The following is a 26061-nucleotide window of genomic DNA, read 5'->3' as shown; positions in this document are numbered from 1 at the left end:
AGGAACATCATGCAGACCCTGATCTGGAAGAGTCTTTCCCCCGCACGCCAGGCCGAGGCGCTGACCCGGCCGGCCTTGAGTGACGAGGCCGACATCGGCACCGTGGTGCGGGAGATCATCGCCGCCGTGCGCGCCCGGGGCGATGAGGCCCTGCGCGAACTGAGCCAACGCTTCGAACGCGCTCCCCGCGAGCAATTGCGGGTGAGCGAGGCCGAGATCGATGCGGCCTGCGCCCGACTGGACGATGACATCAAGGGTGCCATCGCGGCGGCCATCGCCAACATCCGCACCTTCCACGCCGCACAGGTGCAACCTGTGGTACGGGTCAAAACCCAGCCCGGGGTCCTGTGCGAGCTGCGCACCCAGCCCATCAACCGGGTCGGCCTCTATGTGCCCGGGGGCAGCGCACCGCTCCCCTCCACCGTGATGATGCTGGCCATTCCGGCCGCCATCGCCGGTTGCCGCGAGGTGGTGCTCTGCACCCCGTCGCCCGCCAGCGACGAGATCCTCTTTGCCGCCCGCGCCTGTGGCGTGCGACAAGTCTTCGCCATCGGCGGGGCCCAGGCCATCGCCGCCATGGCCTATGGCACCGAGACGATCCCCAAGGTGGACAAGATCTTCGGCCCGGGCAATGCCTACGTGACTGAAGCCAAGGGACAGGTCTCCCGTGACTGGCGCGGCGCCGCCATCGACATGCCGGCCGGCCCCTCCGAGGTGCTGGTCATCGCCGACGAGAGTGCCAACCCCGCCTTCGTGGCATCGGATCTGCTCTCCCAGGCCGAGCACGGCCCCGACAGCCAGGTGGTGCTGGTGACCACCTCCCCCCGTCTGGCCGATGCCATCAGCGACGAGCTCAAGGCGCAGCTGGCGCTGCTCAGCCGCCGCGACATCGCCGAGCAGGCTCTGAAGGCAAGCCTGGTGATCCTCTGCGACGATTTGGAGGAGGCCTGCGCCATCTCCAACGCCTACGCCCCCGAGCACCTGATCGTGCAGACCGAGGCGCCGCGCGCTCTGCTGGACAAGCTCGAGAACGCCGGCTCCATCTTCCTGGGGGCCTGGACGCCGGAGTCCGTGGGGGATTACGCCAGCGGCACCAACCACACCCTGCCGACCTACGGCTACGCCCGCACCTGCTCGAGCCTGGGGCTCGCCGATTACCAGCGCCGCTACACGGTGCAGGAGCTCACTGCAGAGGGCATCCGGGGCCTTGGCCCCATCGTCGAACGCATCGCCCAGGCCGAGGGGCTCGATGCCCACAAGAACGCCGTTACTCTGAGGCTGCAGGCCCTGGCCGGCACGGCCCAAACCGGTACACAGCAGAAGGATTTGTCATGAGCATCGCCAATCTGGCCCGCCGCGTGGTGCGGGCCCTCACCCCCTATCAGTCCGCCCGTCGCATCGGCGGCAACGGTCACGTCTGGCTCAACGCCAACGAGGCCCCGCTGGCCTATCCCTTCACCGTAGAGGGGAGCCGCCTCAACCGCTATCCCGAGTGCCAGCCTGCCGAGGTGGTGAACGGCTATGCCGCCTATGCCGGGGTCAACCCGAACCAGGTGCTGGTGAGCCGCGGGGCCGACGAGGCCATCGAACTCCTGATCCGCACCTTCTGCGAGGCGGGGGAGGATCAGATCCTCATCTGCCCCCCCACCTACGGCATGTACGCCATCAGCGCCGAGACCTGCGGCGTCGGCATCGTGGAGCAGCCGCTCACGGCGAGCCGCCAGCCGGACTGGCCCGCCATCGCCGATCGCCTGTCGGACGTGAAACTGGTCTTCCTCTGCTCCCCCAACAACCCCACCGGGGATCTGGTGGGCCGCAAGGGACTCGTCACCCTGCTGGAGAAGGCCCGGGATCGCGCCATCATCGTGGTGGACGAGGCCTACATCGAGTTCTGCCCGGAGGCTTCCGTGGCGGATCTGCTCGCCCAATACCCCAATCTGGTGGTCACCCGCACCCTCTCCAAGGCCTTTGCCCTGGCGGGGATACGCTGCGGCTTCACCCTGGGAGATCCCGAGGTCATCGCCATGCTGGCCAAGGTGATCGCCCCCTACCCCATTCCCGACCCCATCGCCCAGATAGCAAGCCAGGCGCTCTCCCCCATGGGGCTTGAATTGATGCAGGATCGGGTGCAGGAGCTCAACAAGCAAAAAGCGATCATCAAGGCCGAACTGCTCCGTCTGCCCTGCGTCAAGGAAGTGTTCGAGGACAAGGGCAACTTCGTGCTGGTGCGCTTCATTGACGGCGCCGCCGTGTTCGCCGCCATGAAGGCCGCCGGCATCATACTGCGAGATTTTTCCAGCAAGCCGGGTCTGGACAACAGCATCCGCATCACCATCGGGTATCAGGGCGAGATGGACGCCGTGCTCCAGGTGCTGCGCGAGCTCTGTGTCAACACCCCGTCTGCCGCCAGCGTATAAGGATGTAGAGAGATGAAGACCCCCTTTTTGTTTATCGACCGTGACGGCACCCTGATCGAGGAGCCGGTCACCGACAAGCAGGTGGACAGCCTGGCCAAACTGCGCTTCGAGCCCATGGTGATCCCGGTACTGCGGGAGCTCCAGGCCGCCGGTTTCGTGCTGGTGATGGTGACCAACCAGGACGGGCTGGGCACCAATAGCCTGCCGCTGGAGAACTTCCAGCCCCCCCATGACCTGATGATGCACCTCTTCGAATCCCAGGGCGTCACCTGGGAGCAGGTACTGATCTGCCCCCACTTCCCCACCGACGGCTGCAGCTGCCGCAAGCCCCACCTCGGCCTGGTGAAGGAGTATCTGGCCTCGGGTCGCATCGACTTTGCCAACTCCTTCGTCATTGGCGACAGACAGACCGATCTGCAGCTCGCCGAGAACATGGGCATCCGCGGTATCCGCTACCACCCGCAGGATCACAACTGGCTCGCTATCCGTGATCAGCTGCTCTCCAAGGGGCGCGTGGCCGAGGTGGAGCGCTACACCAAGGAGACCCGCATCCAGGTCGCGGTGGATCTCGACAAGAGCGGCGGCAACCAGATTGCCACCGGCATCGGCTTCTTCGATCACATGCTGGATCAGATCGCCACCCACGCGGGTTTCCGCCTCAGACTCAAGGTGAGCGGCGATCTGCACATCGACGACCACCACACGGTGGAAGACGTCGGCCTGGCCCTGGGGCAGGCCCTGCGTCAGGCCCTTGGCAACAAGCGCGGCATCGGCCGCTTCGGCTTCGTGCTGGCGATGGACGAGGTGCAGGCGGTGATCGACGGCCGTCCCCGCAGCAGTGAACAGGCTCCCTCCCTGACCGAGCTGGACGTGGCCACGGCCCTTGATCTCAGCGGCCGCCCCTACTTCGTGTTCGACTGCCCGAACGGCTTTGGTCGCGACAGCGTGGGCGAGATGGCCACCGAGATGGTGCCCCACTTCTTCCGCTCCCTCTCGGACGCCATGGCCATCACCCTGCAGATGAAGGTGGGCAGCGGCAACACCCACCACCAGGTCGAGGCGCTGTTCAAGGGCTTCGGCCGCGCCCTGCGCCAGGCCATCCGGGTGGAAGGGAGCGAGCTGCCCTCCAGCAAGGGGGTGCTGTGATGACGGTGAGCAACCAGAAACTGGTCATCATTGACACTGGCTGCGCCAACCTTGCCTCGGTCAGGATGGCGTTCGAACGCCTCGGCGTGCAACCGCAGGTCTCCCGCGAGGCGGCCGACATCGAAGCGGCCGACAAGCTGATCCTGCCCGGGGTCGGCACCGCCGTGGCTGCCATGAAGAACTTGAACGAACGGGGGCTGGTGCCACTGATCCGCGCCGCCAGGCAGCCGCTGCTGGGCTTTTGCCTCGGCATGCAGATGCTGGCGGAAGCGTCCGAAGAGAGCATGAACGACGAGGGCGGGCTCATCGACTGCCTCGGCATAGTGCCGGGCAAGATCCGGCTGATGGAGGTGGGCAACCTGCGCCTGCCCCACATGGGCTGGAACCAGATTGAGCACGACGAGACACACCCGCTGCTCAAGGGCATCCCGAGCGGCAGCTACTTCTACTTCGTCCACTCCTACGCCCTGGAGGTGACCGGGGCGACGCTGGCCACCTGCGACTACGGCCAGCCCTTTACCGCCATCGTGGGGCGGGACAACTTCTTTGGCGCCCAATTCCACCCGGAGCGATCCGGCCCAGCCGGTGCCCGCCTATTGCAAAACTTTCTGGAGCTGTGACCGCCATGATTATTCCCGCAATCGATCTTATCAACGGCCAGGTGGTACGCCTCTACCAGGGGGACTACGGCCAGAAGACCGCCTACGGCGACAGCCCCCAGGCCCGCTTCGATGACTATGTCGCCCAGGGGGCGGCCCAGCTGCACCTGGTGGATCTCGACGGCGCCAAGGATGCCAGGGCGCGCCAGCTGCCCCTCATCACCCGGCTGCTGGCGGCCACAGGCGCGCCGGTGCAGGTTGGCGGCGGCGTGCGCACCGAGCAGGACGTGGCCGATCTCCTCGCTGCCGGCGCCAACCGGGTGGTCATCGGCTCCACCGCCGTCAAGTCCCCGGACCTGGTGGCCAGCTGGATGGAGAAATACGGCCCCGAGCGCATCGTGCTGGCCCTGGACGTCAACATCGATGAAGAGGGTAATCGCCACATCGCGGTGGCCGGCTGGCAGGAGAACAGCGGCGTGACCATCGAAGCGCTGATCGAACGCTTCCTCCCCGTCGGGCTCAAGCACGTGCTCTGCACCGACATCAGCCGTGATGGCACCCTGGCCGGCACCAACGTCGCGCTCTACCGGGATCTCTGCGCCCGCTACCCGAGCGTAGGCTTCCAGGCCTCCGGCGGCATCGGCGGCATCGAGGACATAGAAGCCCTCAAGGGCTCAGGCGTGCGGGGTATCATCCTCGGCCGCGCCCTGCTCGAGGGCAAATTCGACGTGGCAGACGCCATCGCCTGCTGGGCGGCACCCGCCGCATCCACCACAGCCACAGGAGGCAACTGATGCTGGCAAGACGAATCATCCCCTGTCTCGACGTCAAGGATGGCGTGGTGGTCAAGGGCGTGCAGTTTCGCAATCACGAGGTGATGGGCGGCATCGTCGACCTCGCCCGCCGCTACGCCGCCGAGGGTGCCGACGAGCTGGTCTTCTATGACATCACCGCCTCGAGCGACGAGCGAGTGGTGGACAAGAGCTGGGTAAGCCGGGTGGCGGAAGTCATCGACATCCCCTTCTGCGTCGCCGGCGGCATCAAGAGCGTCGAGGATGCCCGCCAGATCCTGGAGTTCGGGGCCGACAAGGTTTCCATCAACTCCCCCGCCCTGGCCGATCCCCGCCTTATCACCCGCCTGGCCGAGCGCTTCGGCGTGCAGTGCGTGGTGGTGGGTATCGACTCCTACTTCGATGCACAAACCGGCCAGTATCAGGTCAAGCAGTTTACCGGTGACGAGAGCCGCACCCGCACCACCGCCTGGACCACCCTGGACTGGGTGCAGGAGGTTCAACAGCGCGGCGCGGGCGAGATCGTGCTGAACGTGATGAACCAGGACGGCATGCGCCAGGGCTATGATCTCGAGCAGCTCAAGCTGGTGCGGGCCGTCTGCAAGGTGCCGCTGATTGCCTCCGGCGGTGCCGGCGCCATGGTACACTTCCGCGATGCCTTCACCCTCGCCGACGTGGACGGGGCCCTGGCCGCCTCCGTGTTCCACAAGGGCCTCATCCCCATTCCCGAATTGAAACGCTGGCTGAAAACCGAAGGAGTCGCCATCCGTGAATAATCAAGCTGTAAACAACGACGTATCCCTGGTCGAGCGCCTGGACTGGGCCAAGTGCGATGGCATGATCCCCGCCATCGTCCAGCACTCCCTAAGCGGCGAGGTGCTGATGCAGGGCTTCATGACCAAGGAGGCGCTGGAAAAGACCCTGGCCACCGGTCAGGTCACCTTCTTCAGCCGCAGCAAGCAGCGTCTGTGGACCAAGGGGGAGAGCTCGGGTCATGTGCTCAAACTCGTCGCCATCAGCACCGACTGCGATCAGGACTCCCTGCTGGTCGCCGCCGACCCCGTGGGCCCCACCTGCCACCTGGGTACCCCCTCCTGCTTTGACGGCCACCCGCCGCTGCCGCTCGGCTTCCTCGCGGAGCTGGAGCAGATCCTGGCCGCCCGCAAGGGGGCCGATCCTGCCACCAGCTACACCGCCAGCCTGTACGCCAAGGGCACCAAGCGCATCGCCCAGAAGGTGGGTGAAGAGGGGGTGGAAGTGGCCCTGGCCGCCATGGCCAAGGATCGGGAGGAGCTCATCAACGAATCCGCCGATCTGCTCTACCACCTCACCGTGCTGCTGCAAAACGAAGGGCTGGGGCTCAAAGACGTGGTCCAGCGTCTATATGAGCGCCACAACAAGTGATCAACGAATCCATGTTGACCCAGCTCTACCGCCTCACGGTGCTGCTGCAAAACGAAGGGCTGGAATTGAAAGATGTGGTGCAGCGGCTTTATGAGCGCCACAACAAGTAATAGACACGCCGAGATAAGCAACGGGCCCTGATGGGCCCGTTTTGTTTTACGGATGTGGGGACCTCAGCGGTCCAGCTGCTTTCGCAGCATAAATTTCTGCACCTTGCCGGTGGAGGTCTTGGGCAGGGGGGTGAAGATGATGCGCTTGGGGGCCTTGAAGTGAGCCATCTGCTCGCGGCAAAACGCAATCAGCTCCGCCTGGGTGAGCTCCCGGCCCTCCTTGAGCTTGACGAAGGCACAGGGCACCTCCCCCCACTTCTCGTCCGGCATGGCGATCACCGCCGCCTCGTCCACGTCGGGGTGGCGATAGAGCACATCCTCCACCTCCAGGCTGGAGATGTTCTCCCCGCCGGAGATGATGATGTCCTTGGATCTGTCCTTGATCTCCACGTAGCCGTCCGGGTGCCAGACCGCGAGATCGCCGCTGCGAAACCAACCATCCGCCATCGCCTCGTCGCTCGCCGCCGGGTTCTTGAGATAGCCCTTCATCACGATGTTGCCGCGCAGCACTATCTCACCCATGGTCTTGCCATCCATGGGGACAGGCTCGCCGCTGACGGGATTGATCACCCGCATCTCCCCCTGCAGGGGGGACGCGACGCCCTGGCGCGCCTTGAGCCGGGAGAGGGTGGTGGCATCCTGCCCCTGCCAGCTTCTCTGGGGCTCGCACACCACGCAGGGGCCATAGGTCTCGGTGAGGCCGTAGACGTGGGTCACGGCGATCCCCATGGCCTCCATGCCGGCGATCACGGTGGCGGGCGGCGCGGCCCCCGCCGTCATCGCCTTGATGGGGTGATCGAGCCCCTGCTTGAGGGCCGGATCGGCGTTGTTCAGCATATTGAGTACGATGGGGGCGGCGCAAAAATGGGTCACCTTGTGTTCGTGCAGCGCCCCGTAGATGGCCGCCGCCTGCACATGGCGCAGGCAGACACTCACCCCGGCGGTCGCCGCCAGGGTCCAGGGGAAGCACCAGCCGTTGCAGTGGAACATCGGCAGGGTCCAGAGATAGACGGGGTGCTTGGGCAGCTCCCAGGAGAGCGCGTTGTTGACCGCATTGAGGTGGGCACCGCGATGGTGATAGACCACCCCCTTGGGGTTGCCCGTGGTGCCGGAGGTGTAGTTGAGCGAAATGGCCTGCCACTCGTCCGCTGGCAGCCAGCCGGGCTCGTCCCCGTCCCCTTGTGCAACAAACGCCTCGTAGGTCAGTTCACTGACAAGCTCCCCCTCCTCATAGAGGGGATCGTCGATGGCGATCACCAGGGGCTGGCTATCTATCAGGGAGAGCGCCTTTCGCACCAGGGCGCCGAACTCCCTGTCCACCAGCACCACCTTGCTCCGGGCGTGCTGAAAGATGAAGGCCATGGCGTCCGCATCGAGCCGGGTGTTGATGGTGTTGAGCACGGCGCCGCTCATGGGGACCCCGAAGTGCGCCTCAAACATGGCCGGAGTATTGGGGGCGATGATGGAGACGGTGTCCCCCTCGCCGATGCCGCGAAGGCGCAGGGCCGAAGCGAGCTGGCGACAACGGCGCTCGGTCTGGGCCCAGGTCTGGCGCAGGGGGCCGTGGATCAGGGCCGGGTAGTCGGGGTAGACCCGGGCCGCCCGCCCCAGAAAGCTCAAGGGGGTCAGCGCCTCGTAATTGGCGGGGGTCTTGCCAAGGCCGGTCTCGTAGATGTTTTGCTCTGTCATCGGGTTCCTTCCTCATAAGGTCACAAAGCGGATGGATCTCGCGGGTCCGCGCAACCGGGCAACCGGGCAACCTTCCCTGGTATCACCCCGAGATTGGCCAAAAGGGTACCAAGGGGGGCGCACGCCCAGGTATTAGCGAAACGTCTTAGGGCCGAGGCTGGCCTGCCCCCTTCCCTGCGTTTGTCGCCAATCGCCGACGCTCTTTTGTGGCGGTCACTTTTTGCGCAGCCAGACTCTGTCGCAATGGAGGGGCAGATTGCTTGAGCCGAAGGGCCAAAATGCCAACAATGGCCGCAAGCCCCGCAACGGGCATCTGTACGAGGAGAGAAACGATGAACACATCCATGTTGGCAGGTATCGGGATAGGAGTGGCCTCTGCACTGGCCTTGTCGGCGGCCGCCACCGGATCCATGTTTTCATCCGAACCCCAATTTGCCGAGGTGCTGGCCAGCAAGCCGGTGACCGAGACCATCAAGACGCCACGTCAGGAGTGCCGCAACGTCACCGTGACCCACCGCAAGCCGGTGCAGGACGAGCACAAGATCCTGGGTACCGTGGTCGGGGCGGCCCTCGGCGGCGTGGTCGGCCACCAGTTTGGTGGCGGCAGCGGCCAGAAGATCGCCACCGCAGCCGGTGCCGTGGCAGGCGGCTATGCCGGCAACCAGGTACAGGGCAACATGCAGGCCGGTGACACCTACACCACCACGGAGCAGCGCTGCAAGACGGTGCAGGAGAGCAGCACCCGCACCCTGGGCTATGACGTCACCTACCGCCTCGCCGGTCAGGAAGGGGTGGTAAGAATGGAAAAAGCACCCGGCGCCACCATCCCGGTCAAGGATGGCAAGCTGGTACTGAGCAACGCGCAGGGTTGATACTCCGTTAGGAGCGCCCCGCCATGAGGAAGGCCCACCCGTCGAGGTGGGCCTTTTTCATGGTTCTTCACGGGATCAGGGGAAACGCCCTTGTCGCCGGCATTCACTCACCCGCCGGCCCCGTCAACCATCCGCCCCATCAACCAGGCGGCCTGTGAACGAAAAGGGGCCCGCAGGCCCCTCATGTCAGATGTCATCACCGCCTCAGCGACGGCCGAAGGGCCACCAGGACTTGTCGTTGTCCTGGATGTCGACCCGGGTCTGCTGGACGGCGCCCGGCTGGGCCCCTTTCAGCTTCTCGAGGTGCACGCTGCACTGCTCGGTGGGCTCGACAAACCAGTCATCGATGATCAACACCTTGACCGACTTGCTGCCCCCCTCGCCCGCGGCCCAGCTCACCGACTGGCCGAGCCAGGGCAGGAAGTCCAGCCCCCAGCGCGCCGTGATCCCCTCAAGACTTACCCTGGCACGGGCGGGCTTGCTGAGATCGCCGGTGCGCACCAGCGGGATCTCCACAAACCACTGCCCCTCGTTCACCGACATGGCGGGGTGAGCCAGGGCGATGGTGGACGGTGCCAGCTTGTCCTTGATGGTGACCAGGGTCTGGTGCTGATCCCCCAGAGCCGCGCCGCTCGCATCAAACAGCTCCAGGGTGAAGGTCTCATCCCCCTCGTGCAGGGTGTCGCTCTTCACCGGGATGCTGATGCTCTGGCTGTCGCTCTGCCCGTCCGCCCAGTGCAGGGTGCCGGTGAGGGGCGCCACGTCGCTTGCGTCCGCGCTGCCGTAGACGATGCGATAGCTGACGCTGGCCTCCCCGTGGCTGCCATCGCTGCGGCTGACACTCAGGGACAAGGTGCTCCCCTCCTCCACGCTCGCGGCGCTGCTCTCCAGCGCGATCACTCCGGCAGGGGGCAGCGGATACAGGATGGCCACCAGCACGGGATCGTGATCCGAGGCGCTGAAGGGCCCTTCGGACTTCGCCAGCTGGCCGCTGTACTTGGTGCCGTACTCGAAGAAGTTGCTCTCGGCGGAGTTGATGTGCCAATCCTCGATGCCGATCACCTTGGCCGCGAGGCTGGGATTGGCCAGGGCGTGATCCAGGTTGCCAAGCTCTCCCTCATAGCTGTAGGAGTAGGTATCGGTGCCGTGGAAGCGGGTGTTCAGGTTCACCAACCCATACCCCTTGCCCAGGGCACTACCGCTCTCCTCAAGGGGCTGACCCGCCAACGTGGTGAAGGAGGCACTCATGATCTGGCGCGTCTGGGCGGCCGGATCATAGTCGGTCAGCACCCGGATGGGATCCTCCATGCCGTAGGCGTTCATGTCGCCGATAAGCAGCAGATCCCCGGCCAGATCCTTGAGGTTCTCCCCCAGCACCTTGGCGGCGGAGACCCGCAGCGCGTTGCAGTGGCCCTGGCCATCCAGAGGATCCGCGCTCACGTAGTCGGGGTAATCCTCGAAGCAGGCGGACCCCTTGGACTTGAGGTGGTTGACCACCAGGGTCAGGGGCGCATCCCCCTTGGGCGAGCTGAAGCGCTGCACCAGCGACTCGCGCATCCCCTGGTTGATGGTCACCGTCTTGCCGCTGGCGTCCTGCGCCTCGGCCTGCTGCATCGGCAGCGCGATGAGGCTGGCGGCCCCCTCGGGCGTCACGCTGGCGGGCCGGTAGATGAGGCCCACAGTGATGGCGTCGGTGCCAATCGGCTTGCCGTCCGGGGAGGCAATCCAGCGGTAGTGATCCGCCTCGTCCGGCAGGGCGGCGTTGAGGGCCGCCACCAGGTTGGCGATGGCGGAGTTGTCACCGTAGCCGTTGTTCTCGATCTCCATCAGGCCAACCACGTCGGCGTTGAGCCGGGTGATGGCGCTGACGATCTTGGTGCGCTGCAACTCGAACTCCGCCACCGTCAGGGCGCCCCGGTTGCTGCCGGTGGGGTTGGCATCCCCCCCCACGACAGTGGTGAAGAAGTTGAGCACGTTGAAGCTGGCGACCCGCAGATCCCCCGCCTCGGCGAGTTCCGGCGTTTCCACCCGATCCCAGCCGCTGTGATCAATCTGGCTTGCATCGATGCGGTTGCTGGCCACCAGCCTGAACAGGTTGTAGGAGTAGCCAAGGGCCCCCTCCAGCCCGTTGAGCTTGTCGCCGATGCGCAGATAACCGTCCTCGGCGTTGAAGCCGGGGAACCAGGGCAGCACACCGTCCGGCGCCTTGGCGTCGGTCTCCACCACCAGCTGGTTCTGCTGGTTGCGCAGGGCCCAGTTGCTCGCCTCCTCGCTCATGGCGGCAAATTTCTGGGTCGACTTGATGAGCGGCGCGCCATAAGAGAGCACCAGGTTGTTGCGCTTGCCGTCGTAGTCGAAGCTGAAGTTGCGGGTCACCACCAGGCTGGATTCGGGCACCAGCCGCACCTGCATCCCCTCGTGACGCTCCAGCAGCTCGGTCAGGCTCTCGCCCGCCACCGGCACCAGATCCACCGCCGCCGGCACGGCGCCGGCAGGCTGGGTCACTACCAGATCGTCGGCGTTGATCTGGGTCTGGTTGAAGTACTCCTTCACCTTGCCCGAGACGCACACCTCGGCACCCGGCACGACGGCAGCGTTGGCCTTGGTGCTGTAGACAAAGAGGCCGTCGGAGGTCACCGGATCGCCATCCCCCTGCGCGTCCTGAATGAAGAAGCCCTTGTAGAGGCCGCTGACCACCTGGGTCACCACGCCGCGAGTGGCATGGACCTGCTCGGATTCAAACTTGCCGGCCGGCACCAGGGGGCTGCTGCTGCCGTGGCCCTGAATGGCAGGCACCGGCACCAGCTCGTCCACCGGGCAGACGAAGGCAGGCGGCTGGGTGGCGTCGCAAGGGCCATCGCCGCTGCAGCCGAGGCCACTGGCGTCATCTTTCGGTGCCGCTACGTATTCCAGCGCCGGCTCGAAGGGTGAGGCCGCATCGACCCGGCCCGTGGTGACGGTGGCCTTGCGGCGCAGGGTCATGTCCAGGGTCGAGACGCCGCCCGACACCCAGGCCGTGCCGGGGTCCACCCCCACCTGGCCGAAGCTGTCGATTATCTCGCTGCCGCGATAGAGCACCAGGGCATCGTCACCGTTGAACACCAGGTTGCCGCTGGTCTGGGTCGCCTTGGCCAGGATCTCGGCGTTCGCGGAGGGGTTGGCCAGCACCAGGCTCGCGCCCGGGGCGAGCGTGCCCTGCAGCGCCAGGCTGTTGGTGGGGGCGTCGGTGAGGGGTTTGCCGTTGGCATAGAGCGCCAGACGGTATGCGGAGAGGTCGATGACGCTGGAGCCCACATTGCTCAGCTCCACCGCCTTGTTGTTGCTGGATCCTTCCAGATATTCGCTGATAAGCAGTTGCGCCTGTGCCTGTCCCGTCAACGCCAGCCCGACGGCCAGCGCCACAAGAGAGTGTCTTCCTGACATGGTCAGTTTCCTTTTTTATTTGCTGATTATGTTATTGGCGCCCCGCGGGAGGCGGGCCGCAGCACCTTTTGCCTGTGGATACCGGCCAGAGGCCGAAATCGCGCGTACTCTGCCCGTTTAGCGACGGAGTCGCTGGGAGCTGGCTAACAATGACAACAAATTGTTGCGTAGAGGTGACGGGCAATACCCATATTGGTGGTTGGCACCCCATCAAGGTGCTGGGCCCGTCACAAGCTGTCGCCGGCTCCTGTTGGCCCTAGCTCCATGGTGGTGCCAAGCCCCGCCGGCAGCGCGACGCCCCCGTCCTCAGAACGAAAAAACAGCCCCCAATGGCGTCATACAGCCCCCTCACCGGAAAAGTGGTTTCTATTGGAACATGATTTTATGCTGGCGGATCGGCCAAAAGGTAAAGACAGGCATAACAGGAGGGGAATCGCACAAACGTTTATTGCTTTTCATCTCCCGAATAGTAATAGTTCTCGCTTCTTTTTCTATCTCACCACACCCCGAGGTTTCACAAGATGTTTCGTCACCCCCTGGCAAAGTTGTTGTTGCTTGGTCAGCTCGCGCTGATGAGCTGGATGGTGCAAGCCGCCGCCCCCGCAGAAGTGGAGGATGTGATGGGCCGCAAGGTCTCGCTGACCCTGCCCGCCAGCCGCATCGTGCTCGGCTTCTACCCCGAGGATTACCTGGCGGTGGCCGGTGATGGCGGGGCCGATCGCCTGGTGGGCATGTCTCAAGGCTGGTTCGTCAAATCCCGCCCCGCTATCTGGTCTCTCTATGTCGCCAGCCTGCCGCAGCTGGCCAAGGTCCCCGACCTTGGCAACGTCCAGGATCAGAGCTTCTCCATCGAGAAGACCCTGGCTGTCAAACCCGATCTGGTGATCCTGGCGAAGTGGCAATACGAGGCCCTGGCCGCGGACTTGCCACGCCTCGAGCAGGCGGGGATCCCCGTGGTGGTCATCGACTACAACGCCCAGACCCTGGAGCGCCACATGGCGAGCACCCTGCTGCTTGGCAAGCTCACCGGCCAGGAGGCCAGGGCACGCAAGATGGCGGACGAATACAAGGCCACCATCGACACCATCACCTCACGCATCGCCGCGGCGAAGCGCAAGCCGCCCCGCGTCTACATCGAGCTGGGTGACAAGGGCCCGGCCGAGTACAGCTACACCTATGGCAAGGACATGTGGGGCGCCATGGCCCTGCTGGCCGGTGGCGACAACGTGGCGGCCCCCTTCGTTGATCGCTGGGGCCCCATTCACCCGGAACAACTGCTGGCGAGCAAGCCCGAGGTGATCCTGATGGCGGGTTACGAGAGCGTGAGCAGCGCCGAGGCGATGCAGGTCGGCCAGGACATCTCGGCCCAGACGGTGCGCCAGCGCCTGCAAGGCTTCGCCGCCCGTCCGGGCTGGAGCGAGCTGCCCGCGGTGCAGCAGGGTCGCCTCTATGCGGTCTACCACGGCGCGACCCGCAGCATCATGGATGCCGCCCTCATCCAGTTCATGGCCAAGTCCCTCTACCCGGACCTGTTCCAGGATCTCGATCCCCTGGCCACCTATCAGGCGTTCTACCAGCACTATCTGCCCATTCGCCCCCAGGGCACCTTTATGCTGGGTATCAAGCAGGGTGAAGCAAACTAACGCCGGCAGTCTGGGCTTTGCCTGCCCAGGCAGAGCCCTCTGCATCATCTCTCTTCAATCTTTGTGGGCGCCCCTCGTGGCGCCCGAGTCAGGATCCTAACCATGAATGATTTGGCTGCCCTGCAGCAGACCCTCACCCGGCAGCGGCAACGGGAGCGCCGACGCTGGCGCTGGCTCCTGCTGCTCGCCCTGGTGCTGTGCATCACCCTGGTGCTCGACATCGCCACCGGCCCCTCCCTGCTCGCCCTGCACGACGTGGTCGATGCCCTGATCTCCCCCGCCCAGGCCGACCCCATGACCCGCACCATAGTCCACGACATGCGCCTGCCCATCGCCCTCATGGCCCTGGTGGTCGGTGCGGCCCTCGGCCTTGGCGGCGTGCAGATGCAGACCCTGCTGGACAACCCCCTGGCGAGCCCCTACACCCTTGGGCTCGCGGCGGCGGCGGGCCTGGGTGCGGCGCTCGCACTCTATACTGGGGGGCTGGGGCTTCCTCCCCTGGTGGCCATTCCGGCCGGCGCCTTTATTCTCTGCATGCTGGCTGCGAGCCTCTTGTTCGGTCTGGCCATGATGCGCCACGTCAACAGCCAGACCCTGATCCTGGCCGGCATCGCCCTGCTCTTTTTGTTCCAGTCCCTGCTCTCCCTGCTGCAGTTCCTCTCCTCCCCCGAGCTCAACCAGCAGATCCTGTTCTGGCTCTTTGGCAGCCTGATGCGCACCACCTGGGACTCCCTGATCATCACCGCCGCCGTCACCCTGATCTGTACCGTGCTTATCTACCGGGACGCCTGGGCCCTCACCAGCCTGCGCCTTGGGGAAGCCCGCGCCCGCAGTCTCGGGGTCAACGTCGACAGGCTGCGCATGAAGACCCTGGTGCTGGTCGCCCTGCTGACCGCCACCGCCACCAGCTTCGTCGGTGTCATCGGTTTCGTCGGCCTGGTGGCCCCCCATATCGCCCGCATGCTGGTGGGGGAAGATCAGCGCTTTTTGATCCCCCTCTCCGCCCTGTGCGGCGCCTGCATGCTCTCGGCCGCCTCCGTGCTCTCCAAGTCCATCATTCCGGGGGCCCTGTTCCCCATCGGCATCGTCACCGCGCTCATCGGCGTGCCCTTCTTCATCTGGTTGATCCTCGGCAGGGGGCGTAAACGTGCTTGAAATATCCCGACTCTCCCTCTCCCTCGGCCAGCAGACCCTGCTGCGGGAGCTCAGCCTCACCCTGCATCCGGGTCAGGTCCATGTGATCATCGGCCCGAACGGGACCGGCAAGACCTCGCTGCTGCGCGCCCTGTTCGGTGAGCTCGCCGCCGATGGCGGCGACATCAGCCTGGATGGCCAGAGCGCCCGCCAGATGACGCAGGCCAGGTGGCGCCAGCAGTTTGGCTACATGCCCCAGAACATCCAGCTGGAGCTGGACCTCAGCGTCATCGAGGTGGTGGTGCTCGGGCGCCTCGACAGCCTCTCCATGCGCCTCGCGGACGAGGACATCCTGGCTGCCGGCCGCGCCCTGCAGGCACTCGGCATCGCCCATCTGGCGGATCGCCCCCTCTACTCCCTGAGCGGCGGCCAGCGGCAGATGGTGCTCTTCGCCCAGGTGCTGCTGCGCGATCCCCGCATCATGATGCTGGACGAGCCGGTCAGCGCCCTGGACCTGCACCACCAGATGCAGCTGATGGAGCACCTGTGCCAGCAGACCCGGGAGCAGCAGTGGATCACCCTGGTGGTGCTGCATGATCTCAACCTGGCCGCCCAGTTCGCCGATCAGCTGATCGTGCTGGCCGGCGGCGATCTGCAGGCGTTCGGCTCCCCCGCCAGGGTGCTCGACGCTCCCCTCATCGAGCGCCTCTATCAGGTGCCGGTGGAGGTGAGCCACGATCACAGCGGCATCCCCTTCCTGCGCACCGTGCGAAGACAGCCAGGATGAAGACGCGTCCCGAGTTTCCGCTGACCGCCCCCTGCCCCCGGCGCTTCGCCCGGAGGGCATCCACATGAGCGGTGCCTCCTACTGGCGGGACTGGCAGGGCATGAGTCCGGCCGCCCGCCTGCTCATCACCAACGGGCTGGCCTTCAACCTCGGCTTCTACATGATGATGCCCTTTCTCGCCCAGCACATGGGCGCCGGGCTGGGCCTCGCCGGCTGGGCCTGTGGCCTCGTCATGGGGATGCGGGTCTTCAGCCAGCAGGGGCTCTTTCTCCTGGGGGGCACCCTTGGGGATCGCATCGGCTATCACCCCGCCATCGTCTGGGGCTGCCTTGTGCGATCCTTGGGGTTCGCGCTGCTCGGCTGGGCGGAATCCCTGCCCATCCTGCTGCTGGCGGCGACCCTGACCGGCTTTGCCGGGGCCCTGTTCACCCCCTGCGCCCAGGCGTATCTCGCCAGCGAGTGCCACAACCCGAGCCAGCGCCAGCGCGCCTTCGCCCTGCACAATCTCGCCAGCCAGGCGGGCATGCTGCTCGGCCCCCTGGTCGGCCTGACATTGACCCAGCAGAGCTATACCCTGACGGGGATCCTGGCGGCGAGCCTCTTCGCCCTGCTCGGGGTGCTGCAATACCGGGTGCTGCCCAAACGCCCGGTGAGCCACCAGAGCCCGCGCGGCGCCATTTTGCGCCAATGGGGGGAGATAGTGCGCCAGCGCCCCTTTATGGGGTTCACCCTGCTGGCGGGCAGCTACCAGATCCTGTTCCACCAGCTCTATCTCGCCCTGCCCGCCCATATCCAGAGCCTGCCGGACGCCACCCACCTGCTCGGCGGCGTCTTCACCCTCACGGCGGTGATCGGTGTCGTGCTCCAGATCCCGGCATCGCGCCTGGTGGAGAGCCGCCTGGGGGTGCCGCTCGCCATGGGGCTGGGGATCGGCATGATGGGGCTGAGCTATCTGGCCCTGCCCCTGCTGTCCCCCTGGCCGACGGCGGGTGTCTTGGCACAGGTAACCCTGCTTTCCTTGGGCTCCATCCTCTGCTTCCCGCTCTTTGCCGCCCAGCTACCCCGCTACGCGCCGCCCGAGCAGCTCGGCAGCTACTACGGCTTCTATGCCAGCGCCGGGGGCTGCATGGCGCTCTTTGGCAACCTGCTCATCGGTTTTATGCTGGGGGATGCGGGCAGCCGCCCCGCCACCGCCATCTGGTGGCTGCTTGCCCTCACCGGCCTGCTGGCCGGGGCTGGCCTCTATACCCAGCTGCGCAAGGATGGCCAGGTTCAGCCGGCCACCCATCAATAAACAGGGCGGCCAAGGCCGCCCTTTTATTCCCTTCTCTTTCCGCACTCTGCCTTGTCCGGCTAACCGGAACGTATTGACCCGGTAAGAAACCGGGCCACGTTCGATTAACAAAGCATCACCAGACTCTCGCGATAGCAGTAAAAAGGACGCCATCGGGCGTCCTTGAAGGGGAAGACAGAATCGGATCAGCCGCCCAGATGCAGCGCCAGCCAGACCGCCAGGGGGATCACCACCACGGAGAGCGCATTGCCGCCGAGCACGATGCTGGCCACCTTGTCGGGCTGGCACTGGTACTGCTCGCACAGGATATAGTTGAGCACCGCCGGGGGCAGCGCCACCGAGAGCATCAGGAGCGGTATCCACTCGGGCTTGAGGGGCAGCAGCCAGACCGCCCCCCCGAGGGCCAGGCCCCCCGCCAGCAGATAGAGCAGGTTGCACTTGAGGGCAAGCTCCAGGTGGCCCAGCTCCCCTTCCATCAGGCGAATGCCGAGAGCAAACAGCATGAGGGGCACCGCTATCTGGCCGAGCAGATCCGCGCTGGTCACCAGGTATTCGGGCAGCGGGATATGCAGGTTGGCCACCAGCAGGCCGGCGAAGGCGGCCCAGAGCACCGGGCTTCTCAGCCAGCCCCAGCGGGAGGTGTTGGCGGAGAGGATGAACATGCCCACCGAGAAGTGGAGCAGGTTGGAGAGCACGAACAGGATGACGATGGCGCCGAGCTGCTGCTCGCCAAAGGCCAGCACCATGAGCGGAATGCCAAGGTTGCCGGTGTTGCGAAACATGGCGGGCAGGATCAGCGCCGCCCGCTCTATGCCCTTGAGCCTGAGCAGGGAGAGCAGCAGCCCCGGCAGCAAAATCACCAGGGCACCGGCCGCGATGAGCGGCAGGTGCGCCGCCAGATCCAGCGGGTATTTCACCAGCGCCGAGAAGACCAGCGCCGGGCTGAACAGCTCGATATTCGCCCGGTTGATGTAACCCAGGTCGCCGCCCGGCCGCAGCCGCCCGTAGAGGGCGCCAAGGCCCGCCACCGCAAACACCGGGATGACAATATTGAGCAGCGCGCTGAACATGGGGGCTTCCGCTTACAGTTCCCGGGCCGGACGGCCCATCAGCACCACGGGATCCAAGGTGACCTCCTGGTTGCCGTTGCTCACCCAGAGCTGGCCATCGGAGATGGTGCAGGTAAGCTGCATGGTGCGCTCCACCATGGCGGCCAGGGGCAGGGTCTGGCTGTCGGAGAGCTCGATGACGCTCAGGTTGTCGTGCAGGCCCAGCTTGCCCTGGTTCTGCTTCCACCAGACGCTGGTGCCGCGCCCACCGTAGAGGTAGAGCACCACCTGGCGGGAGCGGTTGCACGCCTTCTTGAGGCGGCGCTCGTCGGGCTGGCCCAGCTCAATCCAGAGCTCGATTTCGTCGGAGTAGTTCTTGCACCAGAGCTCGGGTTCGTCGTCCGCGGAGAGGCCCTTGGTGAACTCCAGCCGCTCGGCGGCGTGCCAGGCGAAGGCCGCCAGCCGGATCATCATGCGCTCGTCGGTCTCGGAGGGGTGACGGGCCAGGGTGAGGGAGAAGTCCTGATACAGATTGCGATCCATGTCAGACAAGCTGATCTGGGCCTTGAAGATGGTTGCCTTGAGCGCCATAGAAGTCGTGAACACCTGATAGAAAGAGAAAGGGGGCGGACATGCCGGGCGCCAGTGTAATCAAAATGGCCGTCGGGTTCGACCGTCTTGCACGCCCTTTTGCGTATCAGGGGGCGGGATAAGTGCTTCAGGAGACAGAAAAAACAAATGCCAGTCGCGAGACTGGCATTTGGCGGCATGAACGAGAGTGACTCACTTCTCGGCGGACTTGACCCCGAAGGCATTGAGCAGCAGACAGCAGGTCACTGCCACTGCCACGAACCCGCTCAGGAAGATAAAGGGCATGGCCCCATACCCCAATACAGTCCAGATGGTTTGTTCAAGCAGACTCATAGTGTGTCCTTCATCCAGTGAAATGGGTGTCCCTTTTGTGACGGGGTGAGCCCCGTTCCTGATGAGGCTATTTGACCTCAACCCGCGCCTGAGTCCTATGCCACCAAAGTAATAAATGGGGCACCTGTTTGCGCTAGATCAATAATTTAGTCCCTTGCCCCCCCGTTTTGCCCGGCACCAGGCAGAAAAAAGCGAGGCGACCATGAGGTCGCCTCGCCAGCGCAGGGGTCAACACGCCATCAGTAGAAGGTCTGCTGCTCCGCCGCCATCGCCTTCAGTCGCGCACAGGGGGCGAATCGGTCACCGAAGCGCTTCTGGTAGTGCTCGAGGCGCCCCACCAGGTACTCGATGCCGAGGCTGTCCATGTAGCGGAACGGGCCGCCCAGGAAGGGGGGGAAGCCGATGCCGAAGATGGCGCCGATGTCGCCGTCCCGGGCCGACGCCACCACACCGCCATCCAGGGCCATGGCCGCCTCGTTGAGCATCAGCAGCACGCAGCGCTCGGCTATCTCCTGGCGGCCCAGCTTGGCCAGCGGCGTGACGCCGAGCACGTCGTAGACGCTCGCGTCCACCGTCTTCTTGCCCTCCTTGCCGGTGAGCTTGTTGCGCGGGGCCGCCTTGCCATAGAGGTAGAAGCCCTTGCCGTTCTTGCGCCCCTTGCGCTCGTTCTCAAGCAGCTTGTCAAACGCCTTGGGCGCCTGGAACTGCTCGCCACCGAGCTCCTTCTCGAGGATGGGGGAGATCTTGGCCCCCACATCGATCCCCACCTCGTCCAGCAGGGTGATGGGGCCGACCGGGAAGCCGAAGTCGAGCAGGGCGCCGTCCAGCACCTCCACCGGCTCCCCTTCCAGCACCAGGCGCGCCGCCTCGTTCATGTAGGGGGCCAGGATACGGTTGACGTAGAAGCCCGCCTCATCCTTCACGACGATGGGGGTCTTGCCCTGGGCCCGGGCGAAGGCCAGGGTGGTGGCGACCGTCTCGGCACTGGTGCCGGCGTGGGGGATGACTTCCGCCAGCGGCATCTTGTCCACCGGGCTGAAGTAGTGCAGCCCCACCACCCGCGCCGGGTGCGCCGCCGCCGAGGCGATCTGATGGATGGGCAGGGAGGAGGTGTTGGAGGCGAACACGGTGTGTTCACCGCACTCGCGCTCCACATCCTGCACCATCTGGTGCTTGAGGTTGATATCCTCGAACACCGCCTCCACCACCATGTCGACCCGGTGGAAGCCGGAATAGTCCAGGGTGCCGGTGAGCAGGCTCATCTGCTTCTCCAGCTCGCTGCGCAGCATATGACGGCGCTTGAGCTTCTTGGCCAGGATGTCGTAGCTGTAGCGCATGGCATTGCCAATGCCGGCGCTCGCCACATCCTTGATCCGCACCGGTACCCCCGCCTTGGTGGCGGTGACGAAGGCGATGCCGCCACCCATCAGGCCACCGCCCAGCACGGCGGCATGGCCCACCTTGCGCGGCTCGGCCCCCTGATAACTCACCTCCTTCTTCATCTCTGTGGTGGCGAAGAAGAGGGAGCGCAGGGCGGCGGATTCCGGCGTCATCACCAGCTCGCCGAAGTGGCGGGCCTCGGCCTGCAGACCGGCCTTCATCCCCTCCTCCACGCCGATGCGTACCACCTCGATGATGCGCTCAGGCGCCGGGTAGTTGCCGCGGGTCTTGGCCTTCACCCCCTTGCGGGCCTGATCGAACAACACCTTGCGACCGAGGGAGTTGGTCTCCAGCACCTTGCCCTGCAGATCCCGCTTCAGGCGGTGGCGCGGCTTGCCCTTCTTGGCGAGCTTGACGGCGGCCTCCAGCAGGATAGAAGGCGGCACCACGTCATCCACCAACCCGAGTTTCCTGGCCTGCTTGGCCCGAACCTGCTTGCCGGTCAGCATCAGATCCAGCGCCTTGGCCACGCCGATGAGGCGCGGTAGACGCTGGGTACCGCCGGAGCCCGGCAGCAGGCCGAGCTGCACTTCCGGCAGCCCCAGCACGGATTTGCCGTGATCGGTCACCACCCGGCCGTGACAGGCGAGCGCCAGCTCCAGCCCGCCGCCGAGGCAGGGGCCGTGGATGGCGGCGATCACCGGAATGCCCAGGGATTCGATCTCGGCAAACACCTCCTGCCCGGCCCGGGACAGCGCCTCCGCGTCCTGGGCGCTGGTGCAGGCCGCCAGCATGGCGATGTCGGCCCCGGCGATGAAGGAGTCCTTCTTGCCGGAGACGATCACCAGGCCGATCAGATCGCCGTTCCCCTTCACCTCGGCCAGCAGGGTGCGGATTTCGTCCGCAAACGAGGCCTTCAGGGTGTTCATGCTCTCACCGGGCACATCCATGGTGAGGATGCCGATGCCGTCTTTGCGAATATCCAGAGAAAAAGTCTTGGCACTCATCATTCCACCTCCAGCACCATGGCCGCACCCAGCCCACCCGCCGCACAGGCGGTGTTGAGCCCCAGTCCCCCGCCCCGACGCCGCAGCTCGTGCAGGGTCTGGGTGATCATGCGCGCCCCGGTGGCGGCAAAGGGGTGGCCGTAGGCCAGGGATCCGCCGAGCACGTTGAACTTGTCCATGTCCACCTCGCCGATGGCCTGATCCCGGCCCAATTTGTCCCTGGCAAACTCGTGACTGGCAAACATCTTGAGGTTGGCCAGCGTCTGGGCGGCGAAGGCCTCGTGCATGTCGATGAGCGTCAGGTCCGCCAGCGTGATACCGGCGCGGTCCAGTGCCAGCGGCGTGGCATAGGAGGGGCCCATCAGCATGTCCTGCCACACGTCGATGGCGGAGAACGCAAAGCTGCGGATGTAACCCAGCGGCTCGAGGCCCAGCTCGCGGGCACGCCCTTCACGCATCATCAGCACGGCGGCGGCGCCGTCGGTGAGCGGGGTGGCGTTGGCGGCGGTCACCGAGCCGTGGGCCCGGTCAAACACGGGTTTGAGCTTGGCGTAGCTCGCCAGATCCGAGCTTTCGCGGATGTTGTTGTCCCGCTCCAGCGGCGACTTGTAGGGGGGCACGTGGGCGGTGAACACCTCGCCATTCAATTTGCCCTGGGCCCAGGCCTCGGCCGCCAGGGTGTGGGAGCGGTGGGCCAGCGCATCTTGCGCCTCGCGGCTGATCTGGTGGGTCTTGGCCATCTGCTCGGCGGTCTGCCCCATGGAGAGGCCGGTTGAGTATTCGGCCACCGCGGGCGGCACCGGCAGCAAGTCTTTCAGGCGCAGGCGGCGCAGGATGTTGAAGCGCTGCTGGAGGTTGCGCGCCTTGTTGAGATCCACCAGGGCGCGGGCCAGGGACTTGCTCACCCCGATGGGCAGCACGGAGGAGGAGTCGGCGCCGCCGGCGATGGCGATGTCCACAGAGCCCGCCATGATGGACTCGGTGACGTTGGCCACCGCCTGGAAGCTGGTGGCGCAGGCGCGCGACACGCTATAGGCATCGGTACTGACGCTCATGCCGGTGCCGAGCACGATCTCGCGGGCGATGTTCGGGGCTTCCGGCATCTGCACCACCTGGCCGAACACCAGCTGGTCGATGAGCTTGGGATCGAGATCCGTGCGGGCGAGCATCTCGCTCACCACCAGTTTGCCGAGATCCACCGCAGGCACGCCGTGAAAAGCGGTGGCCTGCTTGGCAAAGGGGGTGCGCAGACCCGCCACGACGGCTATCCGTTCGCCCTGGCGAGTCGTCAGTTTCAATGGCTGTTTCATCCTGGCTCCTTGGGTTAAAAAGGCAGAGGTCAGACCTCATTGCGCCACATCTTAACAATCCACTCACAACTTTCATACAGCTGATTGAAACTAAATTGTTCCCATCTTGCCACCCTCCCTCGCCCTTGTGAGCCAACTGGGGTATAAAAAGATCAACTTCCATAAAAACAACGGGTTTATCGCATGGCAGCGGCCGAGTTCAGAGCACTTGGAGACTATCTGGGCAGCCAGATCCTGGGACAGGGTTCCCTCATCGAGGGACTCCTCATCGCCCTGTTATGTGAAGGACATGTGTTGATCGAGGGGGCGCCCGGTCTTGCCAAGACCCGGGCCGTCAAGGCGCTGGCCGGGGCCGTGGAGGGGCGCTTCGCCCGCATCCAGTTCACCCCGGATCTGCTGCCCGCCGATCTCACCGGCAGCGAGGTGTTTCACCCCCAGGACGCCAGCTTCGTCTTTCAGCCAGGCCCCCTGTTCAACCACCTGGTGCTGGCGGACGAGATAAACCGGGCCCCGGCCAAGGTGCAGTCCGCCCTGCTGGAGGCCATGGCCGAGCACCAGATCACCGTGGGCAAGAAGAGCTGGCGCCTGCCGCCCCTCTTTATGGTGGCGGCCACGCAAAACCCGATAGAACAGGAAGGAACCTATCCCCTGCCGGAGGCCCAGCTCGATCGCTTCCTGCTCAAGCTGCTGGTGGATTACCCGAGCCCCGCCATGGAGCTCGCCATCCTCCAGCTCAACGCCCGGGGCGAGGCCCTGTCCCCCCCGCCGCTGACCCTGAGCCAGGCCGACCTGCTGGCGGCCCGCACCGCCGTTCAGGGGGTACAGATGCAGGGGCGCCTCGAACACTATCTGGTGCAGCTGGTCTGCGCCACCCGCCCCGGCAGCGGCCTGTGCCCCGAGCTCGAGCCCCTCATCGCGGTGGGCGCGAGCCCCAGAGCCAGCATCGGCCTCGCGAGAGCGGCCCGTGCCCGCGCCTGGCTCGCCGGGCGCGACTTCGTGCTGCCCGAGGATATTCAGCACCTCGCCCCCGCCGTGCTGCGCCACCGCCTGATCCCGAGCTACCAGGCTCTCGCGGACAACCTCGACAACGAGGCGCTGATCACCCTGCTGCTGGATGCCATCCCATGCCCCTGAGCCTCTGCCCGCCTGCGGTTGCCTCTGCCCCGACGATGCGCCAGCCATGACCGCACTCGCCGACCCCCGTGCCCATCCCGATATCGCCCTGCCCCTCGCCAGACTGCTGGCAGTGCGGCTTTGGGCCAGATCGGGCGAGCGGGCCCGCATCCACCTGGCACACCAGGGGCGAGTGCGACGCCAGCCGGGCCTGAGCTTTCGCGAGCTGCGCGTCTATCAGGCCGGGGACGAGGTGCGCCACATCGACTGGCGGGTCACCGCCCGTCTCGGCCGCCCCCACACCCGCCTCTACGGGGAGGAGCAGGAGCAGACCCACTGGCTGCTGCTGGATCTCTCCCCCGACATGTACTTTGGCTCTGGGGCACAGCTCAAGGCGCGCCTCGGCTGCGAGCTCGCGGCAGCCCTGCTCTGGCAAGGGGAGAAGCAGGCCAACACCCTCGTCTGTCACGGCCTGGAGCCCCGCCTTCTGCAACAGCACGGCGCCCTCATGCCGCTGCTGGAGGCGCTCTGCCGCCACTACGAGGCGGGACTGGATCGCGCCCCCCTTAACCACCCTCTGGCTCACACCCTGGCCGGGCTCACCCTGCCCCATGGGGCCAGGCTGACCCTGATAAGCCACCACCAGCCGCCGGATCCGGGGCTGTGCAAGCAGTTGCAGCGCCTCGGCCAGCGCCACGACATCCACTACTGGCAGATCCGCGATCCCCTGGAGGCAATCCTGCCCGGACAGGGGCAGCTGGCGGTGGCCGCGGGCAGGCGCAGCGGCTGGCTCGATGGCGGCCTGGCCCGCTTTCGCGAGCGCTACCAGAAGGCGGCCAGGGAGCAGGCGGCAACCAGTCAGCAGCAACTGATGCCCCTGGTGACGCGCCTCTATCGCCTCGACAACGGCGAGCCGCTGCAGCGCCAGTGGCAGGAGGGCGGATGTCGCCTGTTTTGAGCGCCGAGCCGCGCCCCCCTCAACCCGATGTATCGGCCTCCCCGGTGGAGCCAGCCTTGCAGGCGATCCAGGCAGAGCTTCGCGACATCCACCCGGGTGCGCCGCTGGAAGAGGCCCCTGATCCCCGCCTGGCGGCCTGGGGCGGACTGCTGCTGACGCTGCTCGCCCTCTGGCTTGCGGCCACCCTGGCACGCACCCTCTGGCGCCAGCGCCGCTGGGCACGCCAGCTGGTCTGGCAGGGGGAGGATCTCGTGCCCCGGCTGCACGCCGCGCTGCGGGAGGCGGCCCTCGCCCGCTGGCCCGAGGCGGGTCCCCTGCAAGGAGAGGCCTGGCTCGCCTGGCTCGATAGCAAGGGCGGGAGCGACTTCAGCCTGTTTGCCGGACAGTGGCCGCACTGGCTCTATGGCGCGGCGCAGCCGAACGAGGCAGAGCGCGCAAGGCTTCGCCGCGCTTACCTTCGATGGGGACGCCGCTGTGTCGCCACGCCGCGGCTGACCAGGATGCGCCGGCCCGACGGGGGGAACAGATGATCCTCGCCTGGCCCTGGTTCGCCCTCGCCCTCGTCCTGCCGCTGCTGGTGCGTTTCGGCCTGCCACCCCTCGCGGGTGACAGGGGCCGCACGCGCCTCTCTCACGGCGGTTTTCCCCTGCTGCATCCCCAGGGGGGGCAGCCCGTCTGGCGCATGGCGCTCTGCTGGTGCGCCCTGGTGCTGGCCCTGTGCCGCCCCCAGTGGCAGGAAGCACCCGTCATCCACTACCAGAGCAGTCGGGATCTCATCCTGGCGGCGGATCTCTCCGACAGCATGCGCACCCAGGACATGCTGGACGAGGGGCAGCAGAAGGACAGGCTCGCCGCGGTGCGCCAGCAGATTGCCGGGCTCATCGCCTCGCGCCCGGGTGATCGCATCGCCCTCATCGTCTTCGCCGACCACGCCTACCTGCTCTCCCCCCTGACCCAGGAGACCCGGGCCCTGCTCGCCCTCACCCAGGAGCTCGACTTCGATCTGGCGGG

At 65.9% G+C, this 26061-nt stretch carries 23 protein-coding genes; 16 read left to right on the top strand and 7 right to left on the bottom strand.

Annotation, left to right across the window (positions count from 1 at the left end):
* Positions 1–9 precede the first annotated feature (9 nt).
* From hisD to hisIE, 7 genes are read left to right on the top strand one after another with little or no spacing between them, the layout of a single operon-like run.
* The gene (gene hisD / locus BN1136_RS01885; protein ID WP_043760621.1) at positions 10–1335 is read left to right on the top strand and encodes a histidinol dehydrogenase; all 1326 of its coding nucleotides are present in this window, start codon (positions 10–12) and stop codon (positions 1333–1335) included.
* A complete protein-coding gene (gene hisC, locus BN1136_RS01880) occupies positions 1332–2417 on the top strand; it encodes a histidinol-phosphate transaminase (protein WP_043760623.1) in 1086 nt (361 codons plus the stop codon). The genes hisD and hisC overlap by 4 nt, the downstream gene beginning before the upstream one ends.
* 12 nt (positions 2418–2429) lie before the next feature.
* Entirely contained in the window at positions 2430–3563 is a 1134-nt protein-coding gene (hisB, locus tag BN1136_RS01875) for a bifunctional histidinol-phosphatase/imidazoleglycerol-phosphate dehydratase HisB (protein ID WP_043760625.1), read from the top strand.
* A complete protein-coding gene (gene hisH, locus BN1136_RS01870) occupies positions 3563–4183 on the top strand; it encodes an imidazole glycerol phosphate synthase subunit HisH (protein ID WP_043760628.1) in 621 nt (206 codons plus the stop codon). The genes hisB and hisH overlap by 1 nt, the downstream gene beginning before the upstream one ends.
* Positions 4184–4188: 5 nt before the next feature.
* Positions 4189–4956, top strand: a complete 768-nt coding sequence (gene hisA, locus BN1136_RS01865) for a 1-(5-phosphoribosyl)-5-[(5-phosphoribosylamino)methylideneamino]imidazole-4-carboxamide isomerase (protein ID WP_043760631.1) — start codon at positions 4189–4191, stop codon at positions 4954–4956.
* Positions 4956–5729 (top strand): imidazole glycerol phosphate synthase subunit HisF, encoded by a 774-nt coding sequence (gene hisF, locus BN1136_RS01860; RefSeq protein ID WP_043760633.1) that lies wholly within the window; start codon positions 4956–4958, stop codon positions 5727–5729. The genes hisA and hisF overlap by 1 nt, the downstream gene beginning before the upstream one ends.
* The gene (gene hisIE / locus BN1136_RS01855) at positions 5722–6357 is read left to right on the top strand and encodes a bifunctional phosphoribosyl-AMP cyclohydrolase/phosphoribosyl-ATP diphosphatase HisIE (RefSeq protein WP_043760636.1); all 636 of its coding nucleotides are present in this window, start codon (positions 5722–5724) and stop codon (positions 6355–6357) included. Before hisF ends, hisIE begins: the two co-directional genes overlap by 8 nt.
* A 173-nt stretch (positions 6358–6530) precedes the next feature.
* Here hisIE and BN1136_RS01850 read toward each other — a convergent pair whose 3' ends face one another.
* Positions 6531–8156, bottom strand: coding sequence for an acyl-CoA synthetase (locus tag BN1136_RS01850; RefSeq protein ID WP_043760639.1), 1626 nt, complete (start codon positions 8154–8156; stop codon positions 6531–6533).
* Between the two features lie 332 nt (positions 8157–8488).
* Here BN1136_RS01850 and BN1136_RS01845 point away from each other — a divergent pair, with 332 nt between their 5' ends.
* Positions 8489–9028, top strand: coding sequence for a glycine zipper 2TM domain-containing protein (locus BN1136_RS01845; RefSeq protein ID WP_043760642.1), 540 nt, complete (start codon positions 8489–8491; stop codon positions 9026–9028).
* 204 nt (positions 9029–9232) lie between these two features.
* On the opposite strand, the gene BN1136_RS01840 is transcribed toward BN1136_RS01845, so the two are convergent.
* Positions 9233–12451 carry an ExeM/NucH family extracellular endonuclease gene (locus tag BN1136_RS01840; protein WP_043807984.1) on the bottom strand — a complete coding sequence of 1073 codons (3219 nt, stop codon included), beginning with the start codon at positions 12449–12451 and terminating at the stop codon, positions 9233–9235.
* A 521-nt stretch (positions 12452–12972) separates the two neighbouring features.
* On the opposite strand from BN1136_RS01840, the gene BN1136_RS01835 reads away from it, so the two are divergent.
* The 4 genes from BN1136_RS01835 (at position 12973) to BN1136_RS01820 (ending at position 17309) form a co-directional block, all read left to right on the top strand.
* Complete coding sequence (locus tag BN1136_RS01835) at positions 12973–14094, top strand: ABC transporter substrate-binding protein (RefSeq protein ID WP_043760644.1); 1122 nt, start codon at positions 12973–12975, stop codon at positions 14092–14094.
* A gap of 102 nt (positions 14095–14196) precedes the next feature.
* A complete protein-coding gene (locus BN1136_RS01830) occupies positions 14197–15249 on the top strand; it encodes a FecCD family ABC transporter permease (RefSeq protein WP_043807981.1) in 1053 nt (350 codons plus the stop codon).
* Positions 15242–16015, top strand: coding sequence for an ABC transporter ATP-binding protein (locus tag BN1136_RS01825; RefSeq protein WP_043760877.1), 774 nt, complete (start codon positions 15242–15244; stop codon positions 16013–16015). The genes BN1136_RS01830 and BN1136_RS01825 overlap by 8 nt, the downstream gene beginning before the upstream one ends.
* Before the next feature lie 64 nt (positions 16016–16079).
* Positions 16080–17309, top strand: coding sequence for an MFS transporter (locus tag BN1136_RS01820; protein ID WP_043760672.1), 1230 nt, complete (start codon positions 16080–16082; stop codon positions 17307–17309).
* 185 nt (positions 17310–17494) lie between these two features.
* On the opposite strand, the gene BN1136_RS01815 is transcribed toward BN1136_RS01820, so the two are convergent.
* The 5 genes from BN1136_RS01815 to fadI form a co-directional block, all read right to left on the bottom strand.
* On the bottom strand, positions 17495–18379 hold the full coding sequence (locus BN1136_RS01815; protein WP_043760675.1) for an AEC family transporter: 885 nt from the start codon (positions 18377–18379) through the stop codon (positions 17495–17497).
* Positions 18380–18391: 12 nt separating this feature from the next.
* Positions 18392–18949, bottom strand: a complete 558-nt coding sequence (locus BN1136_RS01810; RefSeq protein WP_043760677.1) for a YaeQ family protein — start codon at positions 18947–18949, stop codon at positions 18392–18394.
* Positions 18950–19141: 192 nt separating this feature from the next.
* Positions 19142–19282, bottom strand: a complete 141-nt coding sequence (locus BN1136_RS19585; protein WP_005301193.1) for a TIGR02808 family protein — start codon at positions 19280–19282, stop codon at positions 19142–19144.
* A 239-nt stretch (positions 19283–19521) separates the two neighbouring features.
* Positions 19522–21669, bottom strand: coding sequence for a fatty acid oxidation complex subunit alpha FadJ (fadJ, locus tag BN1136_RS01805; RefSeq protein ID WP_043807987.1), 2148 nt, complete (start codon positions 21667–21669; stop codon positions 19522–19524).
* Positions 21669–22979 (bottom strand): acetyl-CoA C-acyltransferase FadI, encoded by a 1311-nt coding sequence (gene fadI / locus BN1136_RS01800; protein ID WP_043760680.1) that lies wholly within the window; start codon positions 22977–22979, stop codon positions 21669–21671. Before fadI ends, fadJ begins: the two co-directional genes overlap by 1 nt.
* A gap of 183 nt (positions 22980–23162) precedes the next feature.
* Here fadI and BN1136_RS01795 point away from each other — a divergent pair, with 183 nt between their 5' ends.
* From BN1136_RS01795 to BN1136_RS01780, 4 genes are all read left to right on the top strand, one after another.
* Positions 23163–24113, top strand: coding sequence for an AAA family ATPase (locus BN1136_RS01795; protein WP_043760683.1), 951 nt, complete (start codon positions 23163–23165; stop codon positions 24111–24113).
* 46 nt (positions 24114–24159) lie between these two features.
* On the top strand, positions 24160–25050 hold the full coding sequence (locus BN1136_RS01790) for a DUF58 domain-containing protein (RefSeq protein ID WP_043760685.1): 891 nt from the start codon (positions 24160–24162) through the stop codon (positions 25048–25050).
* Complete coding sequence (locus tag BN1136_RS01785; protein WP_043760688.1) at positions 25035–25580, top strand: DUF4381 family protein; 546 nt, start codon at positions 25035–25037, stop codon at positions 25578–25580. The genes BN1136_RS01790 and BN1136_RS01785 overlap by 16 nt, the downstream gene beginning before the upstream one ends.
* The coding region (locus tag BN1136_RS01780) for a vWA domain-containing protein (protein ID WP_043807979.1) at positions 25577–26061 on the top strand (485 nt) is incomplete at its 3' end. The genes BN1136_RS01785 and BN1136_RS01780, both read left to right, overlap by 4 nt.

The sequence above is a fragment of the Aeromonas taiwanensis genome, from assembly GCF_000820165.1.
GTDB classification, from domain to species: Bacteria; Pseudomonadota; Gammaproteobacteria; order Enterobacterales; family Aeromonadaceae; genus Aeromonas; species Aeromonas taiwanensis.
This window is presented reverse-complemented; position numbering and strand designations above follow the sequence as displayed.

What these genes read in the sequence shown, in the direction of transcription:
- BN1136_RS01785 (WP_043760688.1), top strand. Translation starts at nt 25,035, where the DNA reads ATGTCGCCTGTTTTGAGCGCCGAGCCGCGCCCCCCTCAACCCGATGTA.
- BN1136_RS01795 (WP_043760683.1), top strand. Translation starts at nt 23,163, where the DNA reads ATGGCAGCGGCCGAGTTCAGAGCACTTGGAGACTATCTGGGCAGCCAG.
- hisH (WP_043760628.1), top strand. Translation starts at nt 3,563, where the DNA reads ATGACGGTGAGCAACCAGAAACTGGTCATCATTGACACTGGCTGCGCC.
- BN1136_RS01790 (WP_043760685.1), top strand. Translation starts at nt 24,160, where the DNA reads ATGACCGCACTCGCCGACCCCCGTGCCCATCCCGATATCGCCCTGCCC.
- fadJ (WP_043807987.1), bottom strand. Translation starts at nt 21,669, where the DNA reads ATGAGTGCCAAGACTTTTTCTCTGGATATTCGCAAAGACGGCATCGGC.
- hisC (WP_043760623.1), top strand. Translation starts at nt 1,332, where the DNA reads ATGAGCATCGCCAATCTGGCCCGCCGCGTGGTGCGGGCCCTCACCCCC.
- BN1136_RS01845 (WP_043760642.1), top strand. Translation starts at nt 8,489, where the DNA reads ATGAACACATCCATGTTGGCAGGTATCGGGATAGGAGTGGCCTCTGCA.
- BN1136_RS01820 (WP_043760672.1), top strand. Translation starts at nt 16,080, where the DNA reads ATGAGCGGTGCCTCCTACTGGCGGGACTGGCAGGGCATGAGTCCGGCC.
- fadI (WP_043760680.1), bottom strand. Translation starts at nt 22,979, where the DNA reads ATGAAACAGCCATTGAAACTGACGACTCGCCAGGGCGAACGGATAGCC.
- BN1136_RS01810 (WP_043760677.1), bottom strand. Translation starts at nt 18,949, where the DNA reads ATGGCGCTCAAGGCAACCATCTTCAAGGCCCAGATCAGCTTGTCTGAC.
- BN1136_RS01840 (WP_043807984.1), bottom strand. Translation starts at nt 12,451, where the DNA reads ATGTCAGGAAGACACTCTCTTGTGGCGCTGGCCGTCGGGCTGGCGTTG.
- BN1136_RS01835 (WP_043760644.1), top strand. Translation starts at nt 12,973, where the DNA reads ATGTTTCGTCACCCCCTGGCAAAGTTGTTGTTGCTTGGTCAGCTCGCG.
- hisF (WP_043760633.1), top strand. Translation starts at nt 4,956, where the DNA reads ATGCTGGCAAGACGAATCATCCCCTGTCTCGACGTCAAGGATGGCGTG.
- BN1136_RS01850 (WP_043760639.1), bottom strand. Translation starts at nt 8,156, where the DNA reads ATGACAGAGCAAAACATCTACGAGACCGGCCTTGGCAAGACCCCCGCC.
- BN1136_RS01830 (WP_043807981.1), top strand. Translation starts at nt 14,197, where the DNA reads ATGAATGATTTGGCTGCCCTGCAGCAGACCCTCACCCGGCAGCGGCAA.
- hisB (WP_043760625.1), top strand. Translation starts at nt 2,430, where the DNA reads ATGAAGACCCCCTTTTTGTTTATCGACCGTGACGGCACCCTGATCGAG.
- BN1136_RS01815 (WP_043760675.1), bottom strand. Translation starts at nt 18,379, where the DNA reads ATGTTCAGCGCGCTGCTCAATATTGTCATCCCGGTGTTTGCGGTGGCG.
- hisD (WP_043760621.1), top strand. Translation starts at nt 10, where the DNA reads ATGCAGACCCTGATCTGGAAGAGTCTTTCCCCCGCACGCCAGGCCGAG.
- hisA (WP_043760631.1), top strand. Translation starts at nt 4,189, where the DNA reads ATGATTATTCCCGCAATCGATCTTATCAACGGCCAGGTGGTACGCCTC.
- BN1136_RS19585 (WP_005301193.1), bottom strand. Translation starts at nt 19,282, where the DNA reads ATGAGTCTGCTTGAACAAACCATCTGGACTGTATTGGGGTATGGGGCC.